This window comes from Hydrogenophaga laconesensis, from assembly GCF_031457235.1.
In the GTDB taxonomy this organism is placed as follows: Bacteria; Pseudomonadota; Gammaproteobacteria; order Burkholderiales; family Burkholderiaceae_C; genus Hydrogenophaga; species Hydrogenophaga laconesensis.
The window spans coordinates 144,162-159,679 of sequence record NZ_JAVDWE010000004.1 but is presented as its reverse complement, the minus strand read 5'-3'; the positions used below and the strand labels follow the sequence as shown (position 1 = coordinate 159,679).

At 61.3% G+C, this 15,518-nt stretch carries 22 protein-coding genes, 2 tRNA genes and 1 pseudogene; 18 read left to right on the top strand and 7 right to left on the bottom strand.

Going from position 1 to position 15,518, the window contains the following annotated elements; all coding sequences use genetic code 11:
• Window positions 1–293 precede the first annotated feature (293 nt).
• The 17 genes and pseudogenes from J2X09_RS09360 to J2X09_RS09280 all read left to right on the top strand — a co-directional run bounded on the left by J2X09_RS09360 (window position 294) and on the right by J2X09_RS09280 (window position 8,870).
• Window positions 294–698 carry a hypothetical protein gene (locus J2X09_RS09360; RefSeq protein ID WP_310308068.1) on the top strand — a complete coding sequence of 135 codons (405 nt, stop codon included), beginning with the start codon at window positions 294–296 and terminating at the stop codon, window positions 696–698.
• Between the two features lie 20 nt (window positions 699–718).
• Window positions 719–1,387 (top strand): hypothetical protein, encoded by a 669-nt coding sequence (locus J2X09_RS09355; RefSeq protein ID WP_204733155.1) that lies wholly within the window; start codon window positions 719–721, stop codon window positions 1,385–1,387.
• Window position 1,388: 1 nt separating this feature from the next.
• Entirely contained in the window at window positions 1,389–1,613 is a 225-nt protein-coding gene (locus J2X09_RS09350; protein ID WP_204733156.1) for a hypothetical protein, read from the top strand.
• 31 nt (window positions 1,614–1,644) lie between these two features.
• Window positions 1,645–2,385, top strand: coding sequence for a methyltransferase (locus tag J2X09_RS09345; protein ID WP_204733157.1), 741 nt, complete (start codon window positions 1,645–1,647; stop codon window positions 2,383–2,385).
• Between the two features lie 635 nt (window positions 2,386–3,020).
• Window positions 3,021–3,263 (top strand): hypothetical protein, encoded by a 243-nt coding sequence (locus tag J2X09_RS09340; protein WP_204733158.1) that lies wholly within the window; start codon window positions 3,021–3,023, stop codon window positions 3,261–3,263.
• The gene (locus tag J2X09_RS09335; protein ID WP_204733159.1) at window positions 3,260–4,390 is read left to right on the top strand and encodes a hypothetical protein; all 1,131 of its coding nucleotides are present in this window, start codon (window positions 3,260–3,262) and stop codon (window positions 4,388–4,390) included. Before J2X09_RS09340 ends, J2X09_RS09335 begins: the two co-directional genes overlap by 4 nt.
• Window positions 4,387–4,665 carry a hypothetical protein gene (locus J2X09_RS09330; protein WP_204733160.1) on the top strand — a complete coding sequence of 93 codons (279 nt, stop codon included), beginning with the start codon at window positions 4,387–4,389 and terminating at the stop codon, window positions 4,663–4,665. The genes J2X09_RS09335 and J2X09_RS09330 overlap by 4 nt, the downstream gene beginning before the upstream one ends.
• A complete protein-coding gene (locus tag J2X09_RS09325; RefSeq protein WP_204733161.1) occupies window positions 4,662–4,955 on the top strand; it encodes a hypothetical protein in 294 nt (97 codons plus the stop codon). The genes J2X09_RS09330 and J2X09_RS09325 overlap by 4 nt, the downstream gene beginning before the upstream one ends.
• Complete coding sequence (locus J2X09_RS09320; RefSeq protein ID WP_204733162.1) at window positions 4,952–5,644, top strand: hypothetical protein; 693 nt, start codon at window positions 4,952–4,954, stop codon at window positions 5,642–5,644. The genes J2X09_RS09325 and J2X09_RS09320 overlap by 4 nt, the downstream gene beginning before the upstream one ends.
• Entirely contained in the window at window positions 5,641–5,853 is a 213-nt protein-coding gene (locus J2X09_RS09315; RefSeq protein ID WP_204731311.1) for a hypothetical protein, read from the top strand. Before J2X09_RS09320 ends, J2X09_RS09315 begins: the two co-directional genes overlap by 4 nt.
• Window positions 5,850–6,044 carry a hypothetical protein gene (locus J2X09_RS09310; RefSeq protein WP_204733163.1) on the top strand — a complete coding sequence of 65 codons (195 nt, stop codon included), beginning with the start codon at window positions 5,850–5,852 and terminating at the stop codon, window positions 6,042–6,044. Before J2X09_RS09315 ends, J2X09_RS09310 begins: the two co-directional genes overlap by 4 nt.
• Complete coding sequence (locus tag J2X09_RS09305; protein ID WP_204733164.1) at window positions 6,037–6,333, top strand: hypothetical protein; 297 nt, start codon at window positions 6,037–6,039, stop codon at window positions 6,331–6,333. The genes J2X09_RS09310 and J2X09_RS09305 overlap by 8 nt, the downstream gene beginning before the upstream one ends.
• Window positions 6,330–6,707: a phiTE_015 family protein gene (locus J2X09_RS09300; protein ID WP_204733165.1), complete on the top strand. Its 378-nt coding sequence runs from the start codon at window positions 6,330–6,332 to the stop codon at window positions 6,705–6,707. Before J2X09_RS09305 ends, J2X09_RS09300 begins: the two co-directional genes overlap by 4 nt.
• Before the next feature lie 186 nt (window positions 6,708–6,893).
• Entirely contained in the window at window positions 6,894–7,211 is a 318-nt protein-coding gene (locus J2X09_RS09295) for a hypothetical protein (RefSeq protein WP_204733166.1), read from the top strand.
• Window positions 7,208–7,462 (top strand): hypothetical protein, encoded by a 255-nt coding sequence (locus tag J2X09_RS09290; RefSeq protein WP_310308066.1) that lies wholly within the window; start codon window positions 7,208–7,210, stop codon window positions 7,460–7,462. Before J2X09_RS09295 ends, J2X09_RS09290 begins: the two co-directional genes overlap by 4 nt.
• Window positions 7,463–7,542: 80 nt before the next feature.
• A pseudogene (gene xisR / locus J2X09_RS09285) lies at window positions 7,543–7,743 on the top strand (excisionase family protein); the annotation flags it as partial.
• Complete coding sequence (locus J2X09_RS09280; RefSeq protein ID WP_204733168.1) at window positions 7,725–8,870, top strand: site-specific integrase; 1,146 nt, start codon at window positions 7,725–7,727, stop codon at window positions 8,868–8,870. The pseudogene xisR and the gene J2X09_RS09280, both read left to right, overlap by 19 nt.
• 25 nt (window positions 8,871–8,895) lie before the next feature.
• Here J2X09_RS09280 and J2X09_RS09275 read toward each other — a convergent pair.
• From J2X09_RS09275 to J2X09_RS09250, 6 genes are all read right to left on the bottom strand, one after another.
• Window positions 8,896–8,971, bottom strand: a tRNA-His gene (locus J2X09_RS09275).
• A 36-nt stretch (window positions 8,972–9,007) separates the two neighbouring features.
• On the bottom strand, window positions 9,008–10,927 hold the full coding sequence (locus J2X09_RS09270; RefSeq protein ID WP_204733169.1) for a SurA N-terminal domain-containing protein: 1,920 nt from the start codon (window positions 10,925–10,927) through the stop codon (window positions 9,008–9,010).
• 86 nt (window positions 10,928–11,013) lie between these two features.
• A tRNA-Val gene (locus tag J2X09_RS09265) sits at window positions 11,014–11,089 on the bottom strand.
• A 10-nt stretch (window positions 11,090–11,099) separates the two neighbouring features.
• A complete protein-coding gene (locus tag J2X09_RS09260) occupies window positions 11,100–11,372 on the bottom strand; it encodes an HU family DNA-binding protein (RefSeq protein WP_066158910.1) in 273 nt (90 codons plus the stop codon).
• A 277-nt stretch (window positions 11,373–11,649) separates the two neighbouring features.
• Window positions 11,650–12,741 carry a tartrate dehydrogenase gene (locus tag J2X09_RS09255; RefSeq protein ID WP_204733170.1) on the bottom strand — a complete coding sequence of 364 codons (1,092 nt, stop codon included), beginning with the start codon at window positions 12,739–12,741 and terminating at the stop codon, window positions 11,650–11,652.
• Window positions 12,738–13,634, bottom strand: coding sequence for an alpha/beta fold hydrolase (locus J2X09_RS09250; RefSeq protein WP_204733171.1), 897 nt, complete (start codon window positions 13,632–13,634; stop codon window positions 12,738–12,740). Before J2X09_RS09250 ends, J2X09_RS09255 begins: the two co-directional genes overlap by 4 nt.
• A gap of 65 nt (window positions 13,635–13,699) precedes the next feature.
• Here J2X09_RS09250 and J2X09_RS09245 point away from each other — a divergent pair, with 65 nt between their 5' ends.
• Complete coding sequence (locus J2X09_RS09245) at window positions 13,700–14,668, top strand: LysR family transcriptional regulator (protein WP_204733172.1); 969 nt, start codon at window positions 13,700–13,702, stop codon at window positions 14,666–14,668.
• Here the strand turns inward: J2X09_RS09245 and J2X09_RS09240 are convergent.
• Window positions 14,625–15,515 carry a DMT family transporter gene (locus J2X09_RS09240; RefSeq protein ID WP_204733173.1) on the bottom strand — a complete coding sequence of 297 codons (891 nt, stop codon included), beginning with the start codon at window positions 15,513–15,515 and terminating at the stop codon, window positions 14,625–14,627. The genes J2X09_RS09245 and J2X09_RS09240 overlap by 44 nt on opposite strands.
• Window positions 15,516–15,518: the final 3 nt, after the last annotated feature.

The following is a 15,518-nucleotide window of genomic DNA, read 5'->3' as shown; positions in this document are numbered from 1 at the left end:
ACTCGGAGTAGTACAGCCCTGAAATAGGGTTCTGCTCTGCTGATTGGCAGGCTGCGCAGGTCATCGAGCACCCAAACCAGCAAACGGAGAGCTGTATTCACGCCAAGACTTGTTGCTGCAGATGTCTGACACCATGTCCTTGTGAACTCCCGTCTTCTCCGCAATCTGCGCATGTACCAGTCCAGCCGCCGCCAGAAGACGAACCTCTCGCGCCTTCTCCATGGTGTTCTTGACCGTCGACCGCTTTCGCGCACCGATGGTCAAAGCAAGGATTGCAGCAGGGCTGTGTTTCGATGTTCCTGCCTTTTTTCTGGCCCTTGCCCACTCCTTGCGAGTGCCGATACGACAAGTTCACCGACATCGGAAAGAACGCATGGAACATCTTCAACGCCGCTGGTGAGCTTGCCGAGCATCGCCGCGTCTACATCCTGGCGCACACGAACACAGATGAATTCGGCAACGTGCGCATGAAGACGGTCGGAAAGCTGGTTGACCAGCACATCGTGCCTGAGGGATTTTTCACCATCGTTCTCCGCACGGAGCCTATTAACGGCCAATACACCTTTCGCACGCAGACCAACGGGCAGGACTGCTGCAAGTCTCCCATCGGCATGTTTGCCGACCTCGCAATCCCCAACGACCTTGCCGAAGTGGACAAGGCCGTGACGGAGTTCTACGGCCTTACCGCCACCGCTTAACCAACCACACAGGAAAACACATGTACGCACTCGACACCAAGGCCGCTCAGAAGGCAGACCAAACCGGTAACCGCATCACGGAGATCGGCAAGTACGTCGGCACGTTCACTCAGGTTGAAGACATTACTGCAGCCACCGGGACCAAGGGACTTGCATTGCGCTTCGAGGCAAACGGCCAATCCGCGAACCTATCTCTGTACACGAAGAAAGCCGATGGCGAAACCATCATGGGGTTTCAAGTGTTGATGGCAATCATGACTTGCCTGCAATTGCGCAACATCGAACCCAAGGACGGCACCGTCAAGTATTGGGACCGTGACACCAACAGCGAAGAAACCAAGGCTGCCAAGGTGTACCCCGATTTGTGTGGCAAGCCGATTGGTCTTTTGTTGGAGACCGAGGGATACAACAAGACCGACGGCACGGTCGGCACAAAGATGGTGATTGCTGGCGTGTTCCAAGCAAAGACAGAACTCACCGCCACTGAGATCCTTGAGCGCAAGACAGTGCCTGAGATGCTGCCCAAGATGGTTGCTCGCCTGCACCACCGGCCTGTCAAGGCATCGAAGCCCGCTTCGGGTCGTCCAGCCGCGCAATCCGGCCATAGTGGCTCCGGCTTCGAAGACATGGACGATGACATTCCGTTCCGTGACCCGCTGAGCTATCGAGGCGCGCATCTGGTGCTGTGACATGGCCCTACCAGACACCTCCGACGTGATGGAGATGGCCCGTGTAGGTCGTCTCTACACCCTGCGCTTAGCACGTCGCAAAGCTGCTCAGAAGCTGCGCGACAAGCTGGTCCCGGTGCTCAACAACATCGAGCAGGAACGAGGTGCTTGGGACACATCCGGCATCCGTGAATTGCTGGATGAAATCGAACAACTGTCAGGACTGATCGACGGATCGTCGGTCTGACTCTTTTACTGAACTGAAATGGAGAAGAACGATGCGAATTGAACAAGATGTGATGGCCGTCCTAAGCGCGGCAAACGTGAACGGCAATGCCGTGGTTCTGACCGGCCAACTTGATCGGAAGCTGTACGAGCGCACAAACAAGGTGCTCGAAGCTGCTGGCGGGAAGTGGACGCGCAGCGCCAAGGCGCACATCTTCCCTGTCGATGCTCAGGAGCGCATTGACCAGATCATCCTGACTGGCGGCATCGAGATTCCGAAGGACGAATTTGAGTTCTTCCCGACTCCGCCTGCCGTTGTCTCCTTGATTTTGGAGCGCGCACAGATCGAGGCCGGAATGCGCGTGCTTGAGCCCAGCGCCGGTCAGGGTGCGATTGCCTATCCCTGCGCAGAGCTTGGCGCGCACGTGCACTGCTACGAATTGATGAAGGCGAACTACGACCGACTCGCCGCCGAATCAGCTTTCTTGAGCGTCGGCAATGTGGACTTCCTCAACCAGTTCCCGACCGGTGATTTCCACCGCGTGGTGATGAACCCGCCGTTCTCCAGGCAGGCCGACATCAAGCACGTCCTGCATGCGTTGAAGTTCCTGCGCCCTGACGGTCGCCTGGTTTCTGTCATGGCCAACGGCGTCGAGTTCCGCCAAGACCGCAGGGCTGTCGAGTTCCGAGAGTTGGTCGCGGAGCGTGGTGGCGAGATCGAAGCCCTACCTCCTGGCTCGTTCAAGGCTTCTGGCACGGGCGTGAACACGGTGCTTGTGACCATTCCCGCCTAACCACCAGAGAGGAGCATAGCTATGAGCGGACATACACCGAGGCAAATTGCTGCCCTGTACGTAGAGCCAGGGGGGGCCTATTTCGGCCTTCCTGGTGTCGACCCATGGGATGAGTCCAGGGACGCAAGAAAGTACGCTGGCCCGCATCCGGTGGTGGCGCACCCGCCGTGCCAACGCTGGGGAGCAATGGCTTTCGTGAACTATGCCAGATGGGGAGGCGAGCACAACCGACCTGGCAACGACCTGGGCTGTTTTCGGGCAGCGCTGCGAGCGGTACAGACTTATGGTGGCGTGCTTGAGCATCCCGCAAAGAGTCGCGCGTTCGACTTTCATGGACTAACTCGCCCTCGCGCCCAAGGATGGCAGCGCTGCCACTCCGGCGGCTTGGTGTGCGAGGTGTGGCAATCTGCCTACGGGCACAAAGCAAACAAAGCCACTTGGCTCTACTGCTTCGGGATTGAAGGCCCCCCTGAACTGCGATGGGAAAGGCCGCGCGGCACCCACCAGGTCGGCTATCACGACCAACGCGGGAAATCCAGAAACAAACCAACGCTGTCGCGCAAAGAGGCGAGTGCCACACCGCCCGAATTCCGTGAGGTGTTGATCTCCATCGCCCGCGCCCAAGGAATCCAGTCATGAGCAACCAATCTGACGGTGGACCGGCGTTTCCACAGGCATTCGCCATGTCCCCCAAACCAGACCAAGGCATGTCCCTGCGCGATCACTTCGCTGGGTGCGCGCTGCCAGCCGTGTACGCCGAGGCTATGCAAGACGCGCGCGACGGGTCTGGCCTGTTCTCAGACCCGGAGTGGCGCGTCGGCCTTGCTCTTGACGCCTACACGATGGCCGACGCCATGCTGAAAGCGAGGAACCAATGACCACGATCCTGACAGACGAACAGGTTGATGCCGTCTACAAGCAATGGCTTCATGCACCTGGTCACGAGAATGAGCACGATCTGATCCGACGAGCTGCCCGTGCAGCCTTGGCCGCCCAACCAGTAGCGCAAGCGCCCGAACTCTACGACGAGATCAAGCTGGTTCTGGAGAACCACCGTCTGACCCACACCCTTGAAGACGAGGACGGCGGATTACCGCTGGTGGACATGCTCTGCCCTCCGGACTCGAAGGACATCAGCCTCGGCAAAGAGGAGATCGTCCACATCTGCGATGCAATCTACAACGAGGTGCTTTGCAGGTCTCCCGAGGCCAGCAAGCCCGACTACGCCGCGCTGGAGAAGGAGCACTTTGGCGACTTCGACAAACGCACCGGCATTTATGCCGAGGCCAGCAATCCCGTGCAGGCCGAAGCGCCGAAGTGGGTGGCGCTGCCCTACGCAACACCATCCGCTTTGTGGAGAGCCTTCAATGCCGGCACGCAGTTCGTGCTGCACTACCACGGCAAAGCGCACGCGGTCACTCATATGTCTGCGCGTGAGAATTTCGTCTACGTGCAGCCGCCCGGCATGCCGGTGAAGATATACCCCGACGGCCGCAACTGCGAAAGCGCGGGGGATGCAATCTGGCTTGAGCAAGTCGCCGCCCATTCTCCAGCCAGCGGGGTGGTGGAGCGGGAGGGGTGGAAAGAAGCTGCTATTGCGTGGGAAGTCTGCGCTTCACTTCATCGACAGTGGGCGAAAGGAAAAGACGCGTTGTTCACGACACGACAAACCGATTTCGTGAAGCATGCTGCTGACGCTCGCGCCGCCCTCGCCACACAGCCGCTGGAACAGAAGCCGGTGGCGTATCGCATAAGCGATCCCAACGAGCCCGAAATTGGTCACTGGTATGAGGATGCTCCGAACGGAACTCCCTACCTCACATCTGAGCCGCTTTACCTTGGGCCGCAGCCCGAGCAGGCGGCGCAGGACGGCGAGCTTCTGGATTGGCTTCTTCTGAATGTCAGCGGTGCCGAGTTCCGACGCATCGGCGTGAACTATGCCGGCAACGCTCGTCGAGAAGACGTGCGCGCAGCCCGCGCCAGTGGGAAGGGAGGCTCAGAATGAAAGTCATCGCAAAAATCAGCGAAGGCCGGTACATGTGCGAGGTGTCACACGAAGAACTGGAGAAGTGCCTGGACAAGTACTACGGGAACATGGGCAAGTTGTCCGTGGGCGACTCATTGAACCTAGGCCAAGGCTACGACTTCGCTGTTCGCATCGAAAGCGCATGCAAGAAGATGGCCGAAGCCGTGGAAGGATTTGATCACGCGCGCAGCACGATGACGGCTTATGCGCTGGCTGTTGCCGACCGCTCCAGCGGGAAGGGAGGCGAGGAATGAGCAAATTCATCCCAGCAAAAGGCGACTTCTTCTACGTGGAGTTCAAGCCTTGGAATCGCACTGTGGGTGGCTTTCTTTCCGACACGGTAGAGATCGTGAAGGAGCAGGACCGCAGCTACCGGGGGGACGTATTCACCTGCGCCGGTCGAGACGACCACGCGCTGGTCGGCACTCGCAAAGCCTCGTATGCGTCGACGGTGACTTTCGTTCATGACGAAGTGACCTACTACCCGGTTGGGCCTGAAGTGATAGAGGCCCTAGGCCTGAGCAGCGAGGAACCCCAGCCATGACCACCAACACCCATATCGCAGCGCAGGCCCGAAGCCTCGCTGAATCGCACGACAGCATTGCCGAAGTGCTGCTCGCCGGCTCTCACACGTTCGTCTCACGCAATCGGGGCCACCTCGCCAAGAACACAGCAGACCTTCTCCGCCAATGCGCCCAAGCCCTTGAAGCCGCAGAGCTTGGGGAGGGGAAGGCCGATGCTCGTGCGGCGCAACTTGAATGGTTTGCACTGGTTGCGCACTGGTACATCAACGCCAGTGACCAAGAGCTGACTGAGCAAGGGCAGGAGCGTGTGGATGCCTTGAAGCAGGTACATCTCCTATCGGAACAACTCGAAAAGGCTGGCTTTGAGTTCTCTACTCCACCCCAAGCCCCTGCTCTGGATGCGCAGGGGGAGGCGATCCCTGTAGCGAATAGCAGGCCGCTTCGAGAGTACTTGAAAGAGCGCATCGCGACGATGACACCGGGCCAGTTGGCGGAGTTCGTTGAAGCGCGAGAACGAATTCAGTCTTCCATTTCCGCCCCACCCCCTCCGGCAGTGGGAAAGCCGCTCAGCGATTACGAGGAATTGATCTACGCCGTGGGCAACAAGTACCCGGGCGAGACGCGCCACCAGACCGCGCTGCGCTATATCCAGCAGGCCGAGCGATGCAATCCGGAGCCAGGCTCCGTCACCAAGGAGACCGGCACATGAGGCCTGATTACTGTCCGGTCGGCGGCGAACCATGCCAGTCGATGTGCGCCACGCCATGCAGCACCGTGCGCAAGCGCCTCACCAACGACCAGCGCCGAAAACTACTTGAAGCCGCCGACCACCTCGAAGGTGACGGACATTTCATGGATGCGTCCGATGCGGATTGGGCCGCTCGTTGGCTTCGCAAGACCGTGGAGGATCACCCATGACCCGCGTCCGCGATCTACAACCCGGGCAGCAATTTTTGCTCAAGCGATCCGGCGACCGATACGAATTCATCGGCCACAAACGCGACACGCCGGGCGGTACGCAGTACGTGGTGCTTCGTTCAGGTTTCGCCCGACCGACCACTTTGCACCATTCGTGCCACATCATCATCAAGGAGACCGGCAATGGCTGAGATCGAGACCTACAAAGTGTCGGGCCCGAGCGGCTACGCCCTGACCCGGACTTCGAAGCCCGGGAATACCGAGGTTGATGGCTATGTAGAGACGCCACACGGCAACGTGCGCAGCTTTTCAACCGACTACATCAACACCTTCGACGGCAAGCGCTATCGGTGGACGACACTGCGCATGGTCATTGCGGGTCGTGGCTACTTCACGCGAATCGCGAAGTTCTACACCAAGCGAGGTCTGGTGACGGTCGCCCAGCGCTTTGCTGATCAAGCGGTCAAGGAGCACTCATGAATCCATCTAGTGAACGAGAGGCGTTTGAGGCGTGGGACTCTGCGCAATACGAGATCGATGCTCAGGTCTACGCACACAAGCGCAACGATAGATACGTGGACAGGCCCGTTCAGGGTCGCTGGGAGGCTTGGCAAGCCCGTGCCGCCCTATCCACCCAACCCCAGCAGGCAACTGCCGACCTGAGGAACTGGGGCGCATTGGTGTTTCCTGCCATGGATCAGGCCGCGAAGACGCTTGCCACTGTCGAGTGCGCAGACTTGCATGAACAACAGATGATGGATGAGTTGATCGAAAAGCTGAAATCGCTATCGATCCAGTACGCGACCATCGTTCGGCCTCTTCCTCCAGTACCTGGACAAGAAGGGGTCGCGTGATGGCGTGCCCAAAGTGCGGATGCAAGGTCTGCTATCAGTACGACGATGGCGACGACTTCCACCCATTTACCGAGAACTTGGAGCGCTGCGCGGCTTGTGGCGAAATCTTCGACATTGAGGACCACACCCCGGAAGACGACGAACACGAATTGCCCGCCCCCATTCATTCCCTGGAAGGAAATCAGCATGAGTGACCGAGAGCTACTTGAGAAGGCGGCGAAAGCGGCGGGGATCGAGTTGGAGTGGGTAGGCGAAGGTTCGATGGCATCCTGCTTTGACCCAGCTTCTGAGCAGGAGTGGTGGAACCCACTCGGGGACGACGGCGACGCCTTTCGGCTGGCTGTGAAGTTGGGGATTCAAGTCTGCTGGCACGCCTCGCTCGGCTACGCAACAGCGTACTACGACTATGGATCAGCCAAACGAGAAGAGTATGGCGCAGATCCCTACGCCGCCACCCGCAGAGCCATCGTCCGTGCTGCTGCCAGTTTGGGAGAGAAGATGTGAACAGAGATGAAGTGATCAGGATGGCGAAAGAAGCCGACCAAGGCCATGCCAGCATGGAGTGTGAGCTTTTCGGCGGCTCAATCGTCTCAGTGAGCACGCTTGAGCGCTTCGCCCAACTAGTGGCCGCACATGAGCGTGAGGAGTGCGCAAAGGTGTGCGAGTCGTTCAAACAGGGCAACAGCGCCACCTACATTGATGACGATTGGGCAGATATGTGTGCCGCCGCCATCAGAGCAAGGAGCAACCCATGAACCTCTCAAAACGCCGCCGCAAGTATCCGGACAAGAGAGATTGGGAAAAGCGATTCCCGCAGCCAGGTAGGGAGGACTGAATGAACGGAATTACAACAATCACACCCGCCCCCTACGTCGTCATTCCGCTGGCCTCCACCATCACCGGACTGACTGAAAAAGCCATCCGCCGTAAGATTGAAGACGGCCATTGGGTGGAGGGCCGGGAGTTCAAGAAAGGCCCTGACGGGCACATCTACATCAGCATCAAGGGGTATGCAGCATGGGTCGAGGGGGCATCGATGTCCGGGAGAAATCAATCCGGATCACGTTCACGCTCGACGGAAAGCAAGAGCGCAGAACCGTCTATGTAGGCGGCAAACCTCTTCCGCCCAACCCGAGAAACATTCTCTATGCCGAGCGCCTTGCCGCCGAAATTCGGGAAAAGATCGATCTCGGCATCTTCTCGATGGCCGAATACTTCCCGGCTTCTGGAGACTCCGGGCAGGCCGTTACTGTGGAAGCTCAGCTGTCCAACTGGATTGCCGCTCAACGGATAGAGGCGTCCACAAAAGCCGGGTATTCCAGCGCGGCCAAGTTCTGGAGTGCCGCCCTCCCCGACAAACCTGTAAAGGCCCTCAAGCACAGCGACATCCTCAAGGTCATAGCCAATCGCCCTGACCTGTCCGGCAAGACGATCAACAACTATGTGAGCGTGCTCCGCGAGGCCATGTCTCTCGCCTTGATGGACAAGCTGATCAGGGAAAACCCGGTGACTGACATACCCCGGGCCAAGCACCAGAAGGAACCCCCTGACCCGTTCAGCCGCGAGGAAGTCTCCTACATCGTTCAGGCGTTTGAAGCTCGGCACCCGGGGCAAGCGGCCAACATGGTTGCTTTCTGGTTTTGGACTGGGATGCGTACATCGGAGATTTTCGGCCTCCAGTGGTCGAACATCGACCTTGCCAGCGGCACGATGCTGGTGACAAAGGCGATGGTGCGGGGGGAGAAAAAGAACACCAAGACCAATGTCGCCCGCCTCGTCCATCTCAACAGCATGGCGCTGTCGGCGATTCAAAAGCAGCGCCAGCACACGCAAATGGCCGGTGGTGCCGTTTTTCAAGACCCGAGGTACGGAACGGCATGGGACGACGAACGAGCCTTCAGGCGCTCATTCTGGACGCCGATCCTCAAATCCTTGGGGGTGAGATACCGCAGGCCCTACAACATGCGCCACAGCTACGCCACGGCCATGCTGATGGCAGGCATGACGCCGGCCTTCTGTGCGAAGCAGCTGGGCCACTCAGTTGAGATGTTTTTGCGCACCTATTCGAAGTGGCTGGATGGGGATCAAAACGATCTGGAGATGCAGCGCCTTGAGGCTTCGCTATCCCCGAACTATCCCCAGCAAAAAGAAAAGGCCCCGTAGGGCCTTGATTCTTCACGCATTTCGATGGGGTGGCTGATGGGACTCGAACCCACGACAACAGGAATCACAATCCTGGACTCTACCAACTGAGCTACAGCCACCGCAAGCTGCGAATTATAGCCCGAACTGGGGCCCTTTCACTGAGCGAGTGCCGGCGTGGCGGCGGGCTGGGGAACCAGGATGCGAACCTTGAAGCGTTCCCTCAGCGTCTCGACATAGGCTTCGTTCTCCGCTGAGGCCCACCATTGGCTGTACTGCTGGACTTCCTGAGCAAGGGCCTGCGCGTCGCGCACGTCGCGCGGCAGCAGCTTCTCCACCTTCACGATCGTGTAGCCCAGGTCCGCCTGGTTCACACCAACCCACGCCGGCAAGCTCTTCGCCTCGGCACTCATGACGGCTGCCAGAACCGGCTGTGTCAAGCCTTGAGGGTTCTCACGCGAAATCACCACCATGTTCGAGAGGCCCTTGGGGTCCGTCCCCGACTTCGCGGCCTGCAGCTGTTTTTCACCCTCTGCCCTGGCAAGCTCAGCCGCACGCTGGGCCACCAGCCGCGTGCGAACCTCATCGCGCACCTCGGCCAGCACCTGCGTATGAGCCGGTGAGTGCTTGACGACCCGCGCCGATACGAGCTGGCCAGAGCCGGTGTCGATCGCCTCGGTATTGCGCTTCTTGTCGATCGTTTCGGCATCGAAGACCGCGCCGAGAAGACGTTCGTTCGCAAGCACGCCCGTCACGCCGGGCTGCGGTTGGCGTTGCACCGTGGCCTTGCGCACTTGCAATTTGAGACGATCGGCCGCCGGCTGCAGCGAGTCGGGCTGTTCGTACACGAGATTGCTGAACGTGTCGGCCGCTTCGGCGTACTGCTTCTGGGCCAGCTGCTTGCGAAGTTCGGCCTCGATCTCGGCACGCATCGATTCAAAACTGCGCACGGGCGGCGCCTTGATGTCGGTGAGCTGGATGATGTGGAAGCCGAAGTCGGTCTCGACGACATCCGAGATGGCACCCTTGGCCAGCGAGAACACCGCGTCCTCGAAGGGTTTGACCATGGCGCCGCGGCCGAAATAGTCGAGGTCGCCCCCCTGGCTGGCGGATCCGGGATCCTGCGATTGCGCCTTGGCCACATCGGCGAAGCGGGAGGGATTGGCCCGCACTTCAGCGAGCAAGGCTTGCGCTCGGGTGCGAACGGCTTCCTTGTCGGCGGCCGATGCACCCGCAGGCACGGTCAGCAGAATGTGGCGGGCACGGCGCTCTTCGGTGCCCGAGAGGCGCGAGGCGTTCTGGTCGTAATAGGTCCGCACGTCGGCGTCATTGATGGTCACGTTGCCTTGCAGGGCGGCCGCGTCAAGCACCAGGTATTCGATCTCGGCCTGCTCAGGCGCCTGGAACTGCGTCAGGTGGGCGTTATAGAAGGCCTCTATGTCGGCGTCCGTGGGCGAGACCTGCGCGGCGAAGTCGTTGGCGGCAAACCGTGCCATGCGCACTTCACGGCGTTCAAAAAACGCGTTGAGCGTCAGCGAGGCCAGCGCCGTGGGCGCGAAGCCCGAACCCAGGATGCCCTGGGAGACCTGGCGTTGAGAAAGGTCCGAACGCACGCGCGCCTCGAACATCTCGGGCGTCATGCCCTGGCGGGCCACGAGCTGCCGATAGGCTTCCACGTCCAGCGAGCCATCGGGTTTGCGCAGGGCGGCAATCGCTTCGTTCTGCTGCAGGTCACGCGCCAGGCGCGCGTCGCTGGTGTAGAGGTTGAGCTTGGAGGCCGCGGCGGCCAGCAGGCGTTGGCGCACGAGGCGTTCGAGCGTCGCATAACGCGCGCCTTCGCTGTCGAGCAGGCGCGCGTCCAGCGAAGGCATGGCTTCGCGCAAACGTTGCGACTCCTGCTGGTGTGCCTGGTCCCACTCGGCCTTGGTGATGTCCTTGCCATCGACCGTGGCCACGGTCTGGCTGCTTTCGTTGAAACGCGTATAGCCCTCGATACCGAACAGCACGAACGATGGAATGATCAGGATCATCAGGAAGCCCATGAGGTACTTCTTGTGATTGCGGATGGAATCGAACATGCCTTGAATCCTGCTATATCAATGACCGAACGGCGTTGCCGCCGCGAGCAACAAAAAAGGCGAACCCTGGTTCGCCTTTTCGATGGTGGTGGGTGCTGACGGGGTCGAACCGCCGACCTACGCTGTGTAAAAGCGCCGCTCTGCCAACTGAGCTAAGCACCCATTGACGGCATCAGTTCAGCGCGTCCTTGAGAGCCTTGCCCGGGCGGAACTTCGGCACCTTGGCGGCCTTGATTTTAATCTCAGCGCCGGTGCGGGGGTTGCGGCCCTTGCGGGCGGGGCGTTTGGTGACCGCGAAGGAGCCGAAGCCGACGAGCGACACAGTACCACCCTTCTTCAGCGTGGTACGGATGGCGGTGATGGTGGAGTCCAGTGCACGCGTTGCTGCAGCCTTGGAAATGTCGGCGTGCTTGGCAATGTGTTCGACGAGTTCGGTTTTGTTCACAAATAGCCCCTCTTGAAGTGAGATGAATGTTCCGCAAGAACGGGTTTTCCTCCGGGACCGGCACATGCCGCTGGTGGAAAAACCCAGATCGCTCTAGACCGCAGGACGATGCCAGCACAGTGGCAAACGCTGAGTGATTAGACCCACTGGGCGCAACCCCTGTCAATACATGAGATCTTCGGCCCGGTGCCTGTCGGCGCAAGAGGCGAGATTCTAGACGCATTCATCCACAACGGGCCGCGCGCAACAAACTGTCGCATCTGCAGCCCGTCTGATATCAGGCCGCCAGAGCGCCCGCAATGGCGCGTCCCACATCGCTCGTGCCGGCCGTTCCCCCCAGATCCGCGGTGCGCGGCGCACCATTGCCTGGCTGCAGAACAGCCTCGATGGCGCCCATGATCGCGTCGTGTGCACCACGATGGCCCAGGAAGTCCAGCATCATCGCGCCGCACCAGATCTGGCCGATCGGGTTGGCAATGCCCTTGCCAGCGATGTCGGGCGCCGAGCCATGCACCGGCTCGAACAGCGAGGGATGCTGGCGTGTGGGGTTGAGGTTGGCGCTGGGCGCGATGCCGATGGTGCCGGTGCAGGCAGGCCCGAGATCGCTCAGGATGTCGCCGAACAGGTTGCTGCCCACGACCACGTCGAAGAAATCCGGGCGCTGCACGAAGTGCGCGGTGAGGATGTCGATGTGGAACTTGTCGACCTTCACATCCGGGTACTCCTTGGCCATCTCGGCCACGCGCTCATCCCAATACGGCATGGTGATGGCGATGCCATTCGACTTGGTTGCACTGGTGAGGTGCTTCTTGGGGCGCGAGCGCGCCACTTCGAAGGCATGGCGCAGCACACGGTCCACGCCGATGCGGGACATCACGGTTTCCTGCACCACGATCTCGCGCTCGGTACCGGAGTACATGCGTCCGCCGATGCTGGAATATTCACCTTCGGTGTTCTCGCGGACGATGACCATGTCGATCTCGCCAGGTGCGCGCGGACTGCCATCCCGGCGCACCACCGGTGCGATCACGCCCGGCATGAGTCTGGCGGGACGTATGTTGACGTACTGGTCGAACTCGCGGCGGAACATCAGCAGCGAGCCCCACAGCGAGACGTGATCCGGCACCTTGTCGGGCCAGCCGACCGCACCAAAGTAGATCGCGTCGTGTCCGCCGATCTGCTCTTTCCAGTTGTCGGGCAGCATCTTGCCGTGGCGCTCGAAGTAATCGCAGCTGGAGAAGTCGAAATGGTCGAATTGCAGATCGATGCCGAACTTCGTGGCGGCGGCTTCGAGCACTCGGATGCCTTCGGGCATCACTTCGGTGCCAATGCCATCCCCGGCGATGACGGCGATGCGGTGTTTGCTCATGGTTGCTCCTCGAAAAGGGGGGAAAAGAAGGAAAGGGCTTCGGCCGCAAGGCGCTCGGGCGCTTCTTCGGCAATGTAGTGACCGCAGGGCAGGCTGTGGCCGGACACATCCGCTGCGCGTTCGTGCCAGAGTGTCAGCACATCGAAGCAGCGCGCCACCGTGCCATGCTCGCCCCAGAGTACGCGCACGGGTTGGGTCAACGAACGGCCTGCGGTCACGTCAGCGCGGTCGTGTTCAAGATCGACAGTGGCGCTGGCGCGGTAGTCCTCGCAGATCGCCACTGCGGTGTGCGGCAGATTGGCACAACGTTCGTACTCGGCGAGCGCGGCGGGATCGAAAGGCGCCAGGCCGGCGTGGCGGCTGCCCATCACACTGCGCACGTAGCGGCCGGGGTCGGCTGCGATCAGTGCTTCGGGCAACGGCGGCGGCTGGATCAGGAAGAACCAGTGCCAGTAAGCGCGCGCGAAAGCCTCGCCGGTCTGTTCGTACATCGCCAGCGTCGGCGCGATATCGAGCAGCATGAGGCGGCGCACAGCTCTGGGGTGGTCCATGGCCAGACGGTGTGCCACCCTGGCACCCCGGTCGTGCGCCAGCACGCCGAAGCGCTCGAAGCCATGATGCGACATGACGGCCATCGCATCGAGCGCCATCTCGCGTTTGCTGTACGCCACATGCCCGGTGTCCGCGGCAGGACGGGCGGAGTCCCCATAGCCCCGCAGGTCCATCATCACCAGCGTGAACCTTTGAGCCAGCACAGCGGCGACGCGGTGCCACATGGCCATGGTCTGCGGGTGACCATGCAGCAACAGCAGCGGCGGACCTTCGCCACCGATGCGGGTATGCAGCGTGACGCCGTCGCGCTGCACGGTGTGGGATGGGAATCCATTCAACATGGGCGCCAGCATATCGCGCATTTCGGCAATAATTCGGCAATTGATTCGTTCCAAAAAGGAAACAATTGGACCGCCCCGATCTGGAACTGGTGCTCGCTGTGCGGCAGCATGGCAGCCTTGCGATGGCAGCCCGGACGCTGCGTGTTGCCCCCTCCGCGATCACCAAACGCCTGGCGGCGCTGGAGGCGCGACTCGGCCTGCGCCTGTTCCAGCGAACCACGCGGCGCGTGAGCCCGACCGCCGAGGGAGACACCCTGTGCGAACGTGCCGTGCACTTGCTGCGCGCTTTCGACGAGGTGGAGGCAGAACTCAGGGAACGGCAGGCCGAACCGGCGGGCCCGATCCGCCTCGCAGCCACCTTCGGCTTCGGCCGGTTGTGGGTCGGCCCGGCGCTGGCCACGTTCCAGGCGAGACACCCAGGCATCCAGGTGCAGTTGCAGCTCACCGAACGCCTGCCCGACCTGGCGGTGGAAGGGTTCGACGGTGCCATCTGGCTGTGGACCGCGCCCAGCGAGCGCGCCGCCGAATGGGTCTCGCGCCGGCTGGCGGCGAACCAGCGCGTGCTGGTGGCGTCGCCCGACTACATTCAACGGCACGGCGCGCCTCGCACCCTGGCCGACCTCGCGTTACATGCCTGCCTCGTGGTGCGAGAGAACGACGGCGGCCCCGGTCAGCGGTTCGACCACTGGCGCCTGCAGCGTGCAGGTGAAACGCAGGTGAACCATGTGCCCGTGAATGGGCCACTCTCCAGCAACTCGGGCGAACTGGTGCGCGACTGGTGTCTGGCCGGTCACGGCCTGATGTTGCGCAGCCTGTGGGACATTGCGCCGCAACTCGCCAGTGGTGAACTGGTGCGCGTGCTGCCGGCGTATGCCATGCCAGAGGCCGACATTCACTGGCTCGCGCCCTACCGGCCTCAGACGCCCAGGCGCATCCGACTGCTGACGGATTTCCTGGCGGAGAGTTTCCGCAAGGAACCGTGGAAGCGCGTCAGCGCCCCGTCCGCACCACCAGCGCCACGCCGAAAGCGGTGAGCGCGGTGCCGGCCAGGGTGACCGCCGTGATGGGTTCCGCGAAAAGAACCCAGGCGATCAGCGCCGTGCAAGGCGGCACCAGGTACATGAGGCTGGTGACCGACGCAGCCGCACCCCGCTGGATCAACAGATAGAGCAAGGAACTGCCACCGAGTGTGAGGCCCAGCACCGACCAGGCCATGGCACCGATGAGCTCCCCGTTCCAGTCCATCCGCTCGGCTTCGAGCAGCGTGAGCGGCAGCGTCACGAGCAAGGCGGCCAGCAGTTGGACGGCGTTCGCCGTGCGCACATCGCACGCCGCCACGAAACGCTTCTGGTAGAGCGTGCCCACGGTGATGGCCATCAGCGCCATGACCGCGAACGACAGGTTGAGCCAGTTCGCCTGGTCACCCGGACCACCCGCACCGAACTTGCGCGAAACCACGAGCACCAGACCGGCGAACCCCATCAGAAGGCCCAGCCATTGCCGTCCGGACACTTTCGAACCGGTGCCGGACAGCCAGATCGCGGTAAGCACCGGCTGCAGGCCGACGATGAGGGAGGACAGGCCAGAGCCCATGCCGGCCTTCACGGCGGCCCACACCCCGCCAAGATAGCCCGCGTGCATGAGGACACCGGTGACCGCGAGATGGAACCACTGGGCCCGGCTGGTGGGCCATTTCACACCGGCGATCAGGATCCACGGCAGGAAGCAGGCGATGGACAAGGCATATCGCACGGCGAGAAATTTCATCGGTGGCGCATGCGGCATGCCATAGCGCGCCACGATGAAACCCGTGCTCCAGATCAGCACGAATACCCAGGGCATGGCACGCAGCCACGCGTTGTCTTGCGTCGAAGATGGCATGAC